The organism is Agarivorans sp. B2Z047, from assembly GCF_023373605.1.
Lineage (GTDB): Bacteria > Pseudomonadota > Gammaproteobacteria > Enterobacterales > Celerinatantimonadaceae > Agarivorans > Agarivorans albus.
The window spans coordinates 1,503,067-1,513,885 of record NZ_CP088080.1; the positions used below are offsets into that span (position 1 = coordinate 1,503,067).

Consider the following 10,819-nt stretch of genomic DNA (forward strand, 5'->3'; position numbering starts at 1 on the left):
AAGCAATTAGCGTAATTAAGGGAGAAAGGTAGTGAAAATGCTGTTGTCAGGAATAGTAGTGATTGTACTGGTTATAGTTGGGTTTATGGTTTACAAAAACCTTAGCACTCCAAGTGACCTAGGTTTGCAATCGGGTCGATTGGCGCCATTAGCCAGTTCTCCAAATGGGGTGTCTAGTTATGCCGAAGGTGATAAAAAAGTAGCTGCCTTGCCATTTAAAGCCGATTTGAAAAGCACCCAACTAGCCGCCTTACGCGCTTTTGCTCATATGCCAAATAATCAAGTCATTAGCCGAGATGAGCAATATGTACACGCGGTTTTTTATAGTCCAACAGTAGGCTATCGCGATGATGTAGAGTTACACTTCGACCAAGCCGAGCAGTTAGTCCATTTTCGTTCTCAATCGCGAGTTGGCTACTCCGATATGGGTATAAATAATCAGCGATATCAAGAGTTTGCTAAGTTATACCTAGAAGCTGAATAATTACCATAAAAGCGTGAGCCAAGTTGCAGTTAGCGCAGCTTGGCTTTACCTAATGGACTTTATTGGCTTAGCTTAAGGGTATTCTCATTGGTAGTTGGTGATGCCGTGAAAGCATGTCTGTTTAGTCTGTTGATTCTTGTAAGCTGTCAATCTCTTGCAAACGAAGTTTCCTCAAAACCCCGTTTTTTGGTGGTTCCCAAAACCGTTACTAATCCCTTTTTTGATGATGTTGAGAAAGGGTGTTTGCAAGCAGCTGCAGAGCTAGATGTTGAATGTGTGTATATTGGCCCTGAAGAGGCCGATGCACGGTACCAAGACCAAATTATTTCTCAGCAAATTGAGCAAGGGCTAGACGGTATTTCGGTATCGGTAATAAATTCTCGGGTGCTTACTCACCGCAGTATGCAATTGGCCAAGCAAAATCAAATCCCCGTGGTTACATTTGATTCTGATTTTTCTGAAAAAGCCTTGGCAGCCGATCCCAAACTACGACATAGCTACATTGGAACCGATAACTTTCAGTTTGGCTTTCAGCTGGGGCGTTTAACCCAAGCTTTAAAACCGCAAGGAGGCTCGTTTTGCATTATTACCGGACACAAGGGCGCAGCCAATTTGGTGGAACGTATAAGCGGGGTATATGCCGGCTTAGGCTTTAACAATAACAGCGGTAAAAGTGATTTATGGGAAGAGCTTAGTCGCTGCCCAATCTATTCCGATGACGAGGCTCAGCGCTCATTAAATAATCTCGATAGAATGCTACGTTTACATCAATATGGGCCGAAGTTGCTTGATGTAATTATTACTGTTGGTGCGTGGCCACAAACTTTGGAGTTTAAATACTCAGATGTTGTGTCGCCGCATAGTGATAGTTTAGCATCAAAGCGTTTATTGCTTATTTTTGGTGACACCCTCGAAGTACAAAAGCGGCTATTAGCCCAAGGCTTGGCTCATGGCAATGTTGGTCAGTCGCCTTACGATATGGGCTACCAATCAATTTATACGCTGTATAGCATTCACCAAGGTAAAGCGGTAGAACCGTTAATACACACCAAGCTGGAACGTTGTGTATTTGGTCAAATACCTATGTGCCAGTAAACATGCTTACAATCTTTATATTGATAAGCTAACCAGCTTGTTAGACACTGGCGAAAATTTCTACATTAGATCAATTACTTGAATCAAGCGCCAGTCATTTCTGCCTTAGCCAAAAAACTTGGTCATTCCCACTTACAAGTAGCGGGCGAATACTGGCACTTGGCCGATGTATTGTGTTTGCAATCGATGTTGTTGCTGCATGCTCCTTCACTAAAAGATGGCTTGGTGTGGTGGAGTAAAAGCCTCTCTCTGTTTGATAGAAGTGTTTATATTGAGGTGAGCGACGATAAGCAAGGTTTAACCCTAAGCTTACAAACCCGCGATTCACAAGTGTTACCTGCTTGGAGTGAACTACTGCTAGATAATCTTTATCAGCAGCTGCAGCAATTCAACAACCCACTGATTACCTGCCATTTTAGTGGAACACGTTTGCAGGTGGCTGCCAAAGGGCTTCCGCTTAGCTTACAGGCTAAATCGGCGAGCCACAGCTTTGCTAAAAAAGTATATTCACTACTATTGCATCAATCGATTGAATCGCCAGACTTACAGTTGCAACTAAAGCGCTCTATTCAACGTTCGCTTGATAAACCACTAAACCTAGAGCTTGTGGCTAAAAAAATTGGTTTGTCGACGCGTACTTTGCAGCGGCGTTTAGCCGAGAAGCAGCTTAATTTCTCTCAGCTAGTTGAAGATGAGAAGAAGACCTTGGCGCTAAATTTGTTAGCCGATACCCAGTTGCCCATTTCTAGTATTGGCTTGCGTTTAGGTTATGACGATCCCTCTAATTTTCATCGTTCGTTTCGTCGCTGGTTTAAGTTTACCCCTAGTTTTTATCGCCAGCGCTGTGTGCAAAATCGCAGTCAATTAAGAGCGCAGCCAGTGCGTTTACATTATGCGCGCGGACCCATAGGCGAGGCCGAGGAGTTACATACTCAAGAAGGTCAAGTTTGGTTAGAAGTGGATAACATAGCCTTCGAAAAAGTAGTGACTGTTGAGTGTAAAGACAGGGATGGCATATGGCGCCATTACCCGGCATTTTTTGCCGATTTTTTAAGTGATGGCACCGAGCTTTGGTCTACCGCCAACCTGCCGGTTGCTCACCCTTTGTGTTTTCGCCTTCGTTATGAAGTAGATGGAGAAAGCTATGTGGATGATAACCAACAGCGAGATTACTTAGTAAGTGAACGTTTGCTACTGGGCACTCCGGCCTATATCGTGCCCACTCTGAGCATTATTAAAACCGGTTTTGCTTACCAGTTGTTTATTGAGCTTGCTTGCCAATTAGAGCAAGTCAGCAAAATACTTTGTTATCTGGGAGAGCATTCTCAGCCGCTGGCGCTGCAGCAAGTGAGCAGTAATAAACAATACAGTATTTGGACCTTATCCAGCCCTTTTCCAGCCCTAGCCGAGCATTGCCGTTTTAGAGTATTTGACCAACACGATAACGAATTAGCTGAGCAGCACTACCCGCAGCGCTATCAATTTGTTCCTCCATTGCTATAAGCCATAAGCTTACTCCTCAGAAATAGCTACTAAGTTCACAGAATGCTTTAGCTGGCATACTGCTGCATATTATTTGGCGCCAAATGACACCAATCTCCGTGATTATTTGACTTATTGTTCTCCGCAAGATAACTCATAAAGGAATGAAATATGTTGCGGGGAAGAAATAACATACTAAAACCATTGAATATATTGGCATTATCAGTTGCGGTGGCGTTAAGTGGCTGTAATTCCGATGAACAGCAGAGTGAAACTACCGGAAGTCACGTGGCATCACCGGAATGGCAAGATCAAATTATCTACTTTTTAATGATTGATCGCTTTAACAATGGCGATCCTAGTTTGAGCGATCAAGGGCAGGGGGAGTTTGACCCTCGTTCAGACAAAAAATTTAGTGGTGGTGACTTAGTGGGCATAGCCGACAAGCTAGATTACATTCAGCAGCTTGGTGCCACATCGGTTTGGCTAACGCCACCGGTTGCTAACCAGTGGTGGGATAATGAGCAAAACTATGGTGGTTACCATGGCTACTGGGCGAGAGATTTTCAAAAAGTTGATGAGCACTTTGGTGATTTGACCAGTTACCAAGATTTAGCGCGAGAAATCCACGGCCGCAATATGTACCTCATTCAAGATATTGTGACTAACCATGTAGGAAACTATTTCACTTATGATCAACCTTGGGAATACGACTCAAGCTTGCCATGTCAAGGGTTTCGCTTAATAGACAGTCCTTTAGTTGAAGGGCAAGAATTACCTTATCCTCTAAACCAAAACAACTGTAATGAAGACGGTTCTGGGATCTACCACTGGACGCCAAGCATTAGCGACCATAACGATCCTATTCAGGAGAAAAACTGGCAGCTGTCTGATTTAGATGATTTAAATACCGCTCACCCGGAAGTGCGTGCCTATTTGAAAGAAAGTTATAGAAAATGGATACGTGAGGTGGGGGTGGATGCTTTTCGTATCGATACCGTCAAGTTTGTAGAGCACGAGTTTTGGACCGACTTTTTACATGCCGACGATGGAGTAATGGCACAAGCAGAACAAACAGGGCGGAGCAATTTTCTTACCTTTGGTGAAGTATTCGAGAGCTCAAGTGCTTATAACACCGAAGGTGAGCAAAAAATGCTGAGCTACCTAGGGGATGCAGATAACAAACAGCTGGCATCCTTACTTAACTTCCCCTTGCAAACCACCATGACGCGAGTATTTGCTGCAGGGCAACCTACCGATTATCTAAGGTTTCGTATAGAAAAAATGATGGAGCTATTTCCTAATCCATACATTTTGCCCAACTTTATCGACAACCACGATATGCCGCGCTTTTTGTCGCAAGCTAGCCAAGCAGATTTAAAACAAGCGCTAATGACCATGTTAAGCATTCCGGGCATTCCGGTGATTTATCAAGGCACTGAACAAGCAATGAGTGCGAGTCGAGACGCGATGTTTGAGGGAGGCTATCGCGAAGATGGTGAGTCGCTCGACTCCTTCGACAGCGGCAGCGAGATGTATTTGTTTATACAGCAATTGGCGACGCTACGTAGTAATAATCCTGTGATGACGCGTGGAGATATTGAGGTGTTGGCTAGCGACAAGTCGGGTGCCGGTGTATTTGCATTTACTCGTCAGTTAGCGGAGCAAGAAGTGCTGGTAATAATGAATACCGCTAATCAACCCATGCTGTTAAACAGGTTGGATCTAGAGCAAGCAGAAGGCACGGTATTTGAACAGAAAATTCAAGCCAATTGGATACAAGCACCAGCAGGTTTAGTGGTGGATGCAAACGGTGAAGTAAGTGTTGAACTGCCAGCAAAAGCCGCGGTGTTGTATTTTAAAACGAATACTATTGCGGAAGTAGATACTGCAAATTTGGGCATCAGCCTAGATGAGGATTGGACAAACCGAGTGATTAGCGCAGATACCCAGATAACTGGCCGCGCTCAAGCAAATGCTCAATTGCAATTGGTGGTGAACGGAAACTTAGCCACAGCAACAGACATACAAGTTGATTCGCAAGGGCAGTGGTCGGCCATGTTATCAACTCGACATTTCGCTATTGGTGAGCAGCAGCATCGTTTTGCTATCTATTCACCCGAAGAAAAAGCAGGCTTAGCCGACGTGCATTTCACTTCAGATTTAGCTTGGTCTGATACACCTGATCTAAGCATTGATGATAGCAACGATGTGCAAGAAGGAACGGGTGGTCCTAACGGCAGTTACTCGTTGCCAGGTGACCCTAGCTTTGACAAGGTAAACAGCCAGCTAGCAATTAACCAAGCTGAAGTGTACTCCGTAGGAAGCAATATTCGACTTAAACTCACCATGGATAAGCTCACCGATACTTGGTTGCCACCAAATGGCTTCGACCATGTAGGTTTTACCGTGTTTATTGATTTACCCGAAGACCAAGGGCCTAGCGCTACCGTTCTACCAAAAATTAATGCCAACATGCCTAGTGGTACTTGGAGCCGAAATGCGGTGATACTTGGCTGGCAAAGCTCTATTTATAACGCTCAAGGTGCCGATGCGGATAATTGGGGGGAAGCAGTAACACCAGCACCAAAAGTGACCGTAGATAAGGCTCAGCAAGTCATCTATCTTGACTTTGCAAGTGATTCTCTTGGTAGACCAAATAGTTTAGACGGTATCCGTTTTTACCTTTCTACCTGGGACTTAGATGGTTTGTCTGCTGTTTATAGGCCACTTGCTGAAGATGCTGGCCCGTGGAATTTTTCTGGTGGCGAGGCTAACCAAGAAAAGATCTGGGATGAGTTGCCTATTATCACTCTTAGTGAATAAGCCACATTGATGATAAAGCCTTCAATGAGTAAGGCTTTATTTACAGCTAAATTGTAATAAATTCAGTGTTTTTCGCATCTATATTGACCTTGTTATCAATAAATTGATAGAACCTTTTTTCCGTTTATGCTCATCGATTTTTGCGATGGGCTTTTTACATTCAAGGATCTAAGGATGAATAAGCAACAACTGAAAAGTGTAATGATTAGTGCTGTATTAGGTTTTTCGGGCAGTGTATTGGCAGAAGGCAATGGGCACTGGGGCTATTCTGGTCATCAAGGGCCTGAGCATTGGGGAGAGTTAGCCCCCGAGTTTAGCCTTTGCGCAAGCGGCAAAAATCAATCACCTATTAATATTGCTGGCACAACCAAAGGTGAGCTGCCAACTCTGGCGCTTAGTTATAAAGCCGCAGGCAGTGAAGTCATCAACAATGGGCACACTATTCAAGTGAATTACCAGCCTGGCAGCAATATTAGCCTTGCTGGGCATAGCTTTGAGTTAAAACAGTTTCATTTCCATTCTCCCAGTGAAAACACCTTAAAAGGAAAGTCATTCCCGCTGGAAGCGCACTTTGTACATGCCGATGAAGATGGTCGCCTAGCGGTGGTGGCAGTAATGTTCGAGCAAGGAGATGAGAACCAAGAACTGGCAAAAGCATGGGCGCAAATGCCCAAACATGCTGGCGAGCAAGCAGCTTTGCTTGATCCGGTAGATGGATTGGCGCTGTGGCCAAAGAGTCACGAGTACTACCGTTTTAATGGCTCATTAACCACACCGCCGTGTAGCGAAGGAGTCACTTGGTTGGTGCTAAAACAACCAGTTAGTGCTTCCGAGCAGCAAATTCGAGACTTTACTGCAGTAATGAAACACCCCAACAATCGCCCTGTTCAAGCAATTAATGCGCGGGTCATTGTTGAATAAATCCGCTAATAGCAATATGCCGGGGCTTTAGTTCCGGCAGTCTCACTGAACGCCAAAATATTCTTTAGATTTAAAATAATACAATTAGTCAATGGCTGGTTTTAAATTTTGCCTAAAACTAGATCTGTATTGATGTATTTCGTGAAATCACTATGAAACCACTATTCGTTGAGTTATTTCTCTGACTATTTATCTATTGTTTATTTTGTTAATAGTTTTATTTGTCATTAATTGAAAAGGAGCGTCACCGATATGAACATCAGTACATTAGAAAAACTCAACAATAGTAAGCGTGTTAACCCTATTTCTCGATTAAGCCTTAGTGTAGCGGCGGGCTTGTTGGCCTTGTCTAGTTTGCCTGCAGTGGCAGGTTTTAGTACCTCTGGTACTCAACTGCTAGACGCTAACGGGCATGAGGTAATTATGCGCGGGGTAAACCATGCTCACGCTTGGTATAACTACCGCCAAGGCGCGTTTAGAGACATTGCTGAAGCTGGCGCAAATACTGTGAGGGTGGTGCTAAGTGATGGTCAGCAGTTCGCTAAAAACGATGCAGAAGACGTGGCCAAAGTGGTTAAGATGTGTAAGTTAAATCGCTTAGTCTGTGTGCTTGAAGTGCATGACGTCACAGGATCTGGTGAAAAAGCTGAGGCTGGCGATTTACAAACCACAGCTGCTTATTGGGTGGAACTTGCAGATGTGCTTAAGGGCGAAGAAGACTATGTAATCATCAACATTGCTAACGAACCCTTTGGTAACAATGTACCTGCAGAAACCTATGTAAATGAACATAAAAAAGCGATAACAACGCTACGAGATGCTGGCTTTACCCACACCATAATGATTGATGCAGCAAACTGGGGGCAAGATTGGCAAGAGATTATGTTAGACAATGCCACAGAGGTCGCTTCTGCAGATTCATTAAACAACATAATGTTTAGTGTGCATATGTACCAGGTTTACCAAAACCGCGAGAAGATCGAGTCCTACGTATCTACCTTTTTGAGCCGCCACAACATGCCACTAATCGTGGGTGAGTTTGGAATGGACCATCAAGGGCAAGATGTGGATGAAGATGCTATTTTAGCGGTGGCCGAAGAATATAAAATTGGCTACTTAGGTTGGTCTTGGTCGGGTAATACTGCGCCGGGTACATTTGAACTGGATATGACGGTTAACTTCGATGCCAGCAAACTCACTACTTGGGGCAAACGCCTAATCAATGGCGAAAATGGTATTAAACAAACCTCGGTTCTTGCTTCTGTATTTGATGGCCAAGAGCTACCGGTAGTTCAACAGTGTGATTTTTACGGCACCATTGTGCCTATTTGTTTATACGAAGATGCCGGACACTCTCAAGAAAATGGCGGTAACTGTGTGGGTTACACGATGTGTAGCGAAATTCCTGCAGGCTCGGGCGGCATAGTGGATGGTCCTGTAGACCCAACAGACCCAACAGACCCAACAGACCCAACAGACCCAACAGACCCAACGGATCCTGTTGATCCTAATGCTGCTTGTAAACACGTAGTGGTTAACTCGTGGGAAGGTGGTTTCCAAGGGGCGGTGGTTATCACTAATACTGGCAGCGAACCCATCAATACTTGGCAGGTTAGCTGGGCGTATAGTGATGGTTCAAGCATTAGTAGCTCTTGGAATGCCGAGCTAAATTCTGCCGAGGGATACACCGCTTCTAACCTTGCTTGGAATAGCACTATTGCTGCTGGGCAGTCAGTTGAATTTGGCTTTACCGGAACCGGCGCGGGCATAGCTACGGCGGTAACCGGTGGCGTTTGCCAATAGTTGCCGTTGTTTAAGCAATAAAAGCCATGTTATGCATGGCTTTTTTCCTTAAGTTTGGATTTAAGCAAGCACCATAGGAACCGCAACTTGGTCGGCGCTATTTTGATCTTTTAGTTGAGCAATTAAGGCTAGGCTGAATTCAATGGCTGTGCCGGGGCCTTGGCTAGTGATGAGCTTATAGCTTTGATCAACCACGACTCTGTCTAGACTTAATTGGTTTTGTGGTAGCTGCTGTTGAAAGCCAGGGTGGCAAGTTACCGCAGCATCACCCAGTAAATCATGCTCTGCTAGTACTACTGCAGGAGCTGCGCAAATTGCGGCTAACCATTGCTTCGCATTACGTTTCTTAAGCATGGCAATGAGTGATTCACAGTCACGGAAAGCCTCACTACCGGGGACACCACCGGGTAATACCAACATGTCGTAGTCTGCAACGTCTATTTCACTAATATGGATATCGGCCGTCAGTTTTACGCCGCGAGAAGCAACAATATCTAAGCGTTTGTTGGCTTCTATACTCACTACGTCTACGATAATCTCGGCTCGGCGTAATACATCGATAATGCTTACGGCTTCAATCTCTTCACTGCCAGAGGCTATAGCTACCATCACTTTAGTCATTGTGTTTCTCCAATCGCTGGATCTGTTGCAGCATGTATTGATTATGTGGACAAGCCAATTGATGTTTCGCAGCCTGCTTAACTATATAACCATTAATGTAGCCTATTTCACTAAGGCGTTTGTGGTGTATGTCTTGCTGCATAGAGGAAAAGTTATTGGCAGTTGCTTTCGCTACCTGCAACACCGTTTTGCGGAGGTCTTCGGCACTTAAATCAAGCTGTTCTGCTGCGGCTACTTGGCTAACTTCGTCGCAAAGTGCGGTAATGTCTTTGGCAAAACGTGTATCTAGCAGTTCGCCGTTTCGGCATCGGTGCAATGCAGTGAGAGGGTTAATGCAGCAACTGATTGCCAGTTTTCGCCACAGAGCGGGATAAATATTGTCTTGCCAATTTGCGCTTGGTAATGCTTGTTCAAGTGCCATCAAATCTTGCGGCTTTGCGGCGTTTTTTAGGTAAGGCCCAACAACCAGCTGACCCAAGCCTGTGTGTTTTAGCTGTAGTTGAGAATCGGTTTTTTCTTCAATAAGCGCGCCATGAGTATTACTGGCTAAATACAGTTGTTGGGGGGCTAGTTTATCTACGACCTCATGGTCTGCGCCCATCCCGTTCACCACTAGCATTAGTTTGCAATTGTCGGCTAGCTTAAACGCAGACAAGGCTTGTTTTACTTGATGGGCTTTTACACATAGCAGCAACCATCGGCAACTAGGTAAGCTGGGAAATACCTTTAAGTTGTTTGTAATTACGCCATTTTCAAGGCTATCGAGTTGTAGTGTTAGGTCTTGATTATGCTTTAAGCGTGAGTCAACAAAACACACTTTTTGTTGTTGATGGCTCAACAAGCTGGCCAGTAAGCCACCTACGGCGCCCGCGCCAATAATGGCAAAGTCGTAATAGGGTTCTGTAGAAACAGTCATAAATAGACTCACAAATCTAACAAAATTGGTGCTAGCGTTACCGCAAGCGATACTCTTTTAGTGGTAACGGGATATAATGCAGCAATTTTCGCATAAGGCCAGATTTTAGGGGAGAGAAAACATGCCTTCATTTGACATTGTTTCTGAGATAGATGCTAACGAAGTTCGCCATGCTTGTGATAATGCGATACGTGAACTGGAAACGCGTTTTGATTTTCGTGGTGTAGAAGCCAGCTTCGAATACAAAGATGAGTCAATTAAGATGACTGCCGAGGCTGAGTTTCAGTTACAGCAAATGCTGCATATTTTGCGTGGCACTTTAGTAAAGCGCTCGGTTGATGCTAAGTCGATTGATTTAGCCTCGGTAACCCGTAGCGGCAAAACCCACTCTCAAGTGGTTAACTTTAAAAACGGGATTGATCAAGCCACCGCTAAAAAAGTGGTTAAGCAGATCAAAGATGCCAAGCTAAAAGTTCAGGCATCTATTCAAGGTGAACAAGTACGTGTTACCGGCAAGAAACGCGATGATCTGCAAGCAGCGATGGCATTGGTACGCAGTGGTGAATACGACCAACCATTTCAGTTTAATAACTTTCGCGACTAAGGCTTTATAGCCAAGGTTTGTTAAACCGCCATCTGGCGGTTTTTTTGTGTCTGGTGCTTATCTCAAA

9 protein-coding genes are annotated in these 10,819 nt (G+C 44.5%); 7 read left to right on the forward strand and 2 right to left on the reverse strand.

Going from position 1 to position 10,819, the window contains the following annotated elements:
• Positions 1-37: 37 nt before the first annotated feature.
• From LQZ07_RS06890 to LQZ07_RS24620, 6 genes are all read left to right on the forward strand, one after another.
• Positions 38-484, forward strand: a complete 447-nt coding sequence (locus LQZ07_RS06890; RefSeq protein WP_051147561.1) for a DUF1499 domain-containing protein — start codon at positions 38-40, stop codon at positions 482-484.
• 105 nt (positions 485-589) lie between these two features.
• Positions 590-1,579 (forward strand): substrate-binding domain-containing protein, encoded by a 990-nt coding sequence (locus tag LQZ07_RS06895; protein WP_194164062.1) that lies wholly within the window; start codon positions 590-592, stop codon positions 1,577-1,579.
• Positions 1,580-1,657: 78 nt separating this feature from the next.
• The gene (locus LQZ07_RS06900; RefSeq protein ID WP_152780051.1) at positions 1,658-3,082 is read left to right on the forward strand and encodes a helix-turn-helix transcriptional regulator; all 1,425 of its coding nucleotides are present in this window, start codon (positions 1,658-1,660) and stop codon (positions 3,080-3,082) included.
• 150 nt (positions 3,083-3,232) lie between these two features.
• Positions 3,233-5,887 carry an alpha-amylase family glycosyl hydrolase gene (locus LQZ07_RS06905; protein ID WP_152780049.1) on the forward strand — a complete coding sequence of 885 codons (2,655 nt, stop codon included), beginning with the start codon at positions 3,233-3,235 and terminating at the stop codon, positions 5,885-5,887.
• Positions 5,888-6,061: 174 nt separating this feature from the next.
• Complete coding sequence (locus LQZ07_RS06910) at positions 6,062-6,808, forward strand: carbonic anhydrase (RefSeq protein ID WP_152780047.1); 747 nt, start codon at positions 6,062-6,064, stop codon at positions 6,806-6,808.
• Between the two features lie 252 nt (positions 6,809-7,060).
• A complete protein-coding gene (locus LQZ07_RS24620) occupies positions 7,061-8,611 on the forward strand; it encodes a cellulase family glycosylhydrolase (RefSeq protein WP_152780045.1) in 1,551 nt (516 codons plus the stop codon).
• A 60-nt stretch (positions 8,612-8,671) separates the two neighbouring features.
• Here the strand turns inward: LQZ07_RS24620 and LQZ07_RS06925 are convergent, their stop codons facing one another.
• On the reverse strand, positions 8,672-9,232 hold the full coding sequence (locus LQZ07_RS06925; RefSeq protein WP_152780043.1) for a DJ-1 family glyoxalase III: 561 nt from the start codon (positions 9,230-9,232) through the stop codon (positions 8,672-8,674).
• Complete coding sequence (locus LQZ07_RS06930) at positions 9,225-10,148, reverse strand: ketopantoate reductase family protein (RefSeq protein WP_152780041.1); 924 nt, start codon at positions 10,146-10,148, stop codon at positions 9,225-9,227. Before LQZ07_RS06930 ends, LQZ07_RS06925 begins: the two co-directional genes overlap by 8 nt.
• Before the next feature lie 121 nt (positions 10,149-10,269).
• Between LQZ07_RS06930 and LQZ07_RS06935 the strand changes: the two genes are divergently transcribed.
• Positions 10,270-10,752, forward strand: a complete 483-nt coding sequence (locus tag LQZ07_RS06935; protein ID WP_016400328.1) for a YajQ family cyclic di-GMP-binding protein — start codon at positions 10,270-10,272, stop codon at positions 10,750-10,752.
• The last annotated feature ends 67 nt before the right edge of the window (positions 10,753-10,819 follow it).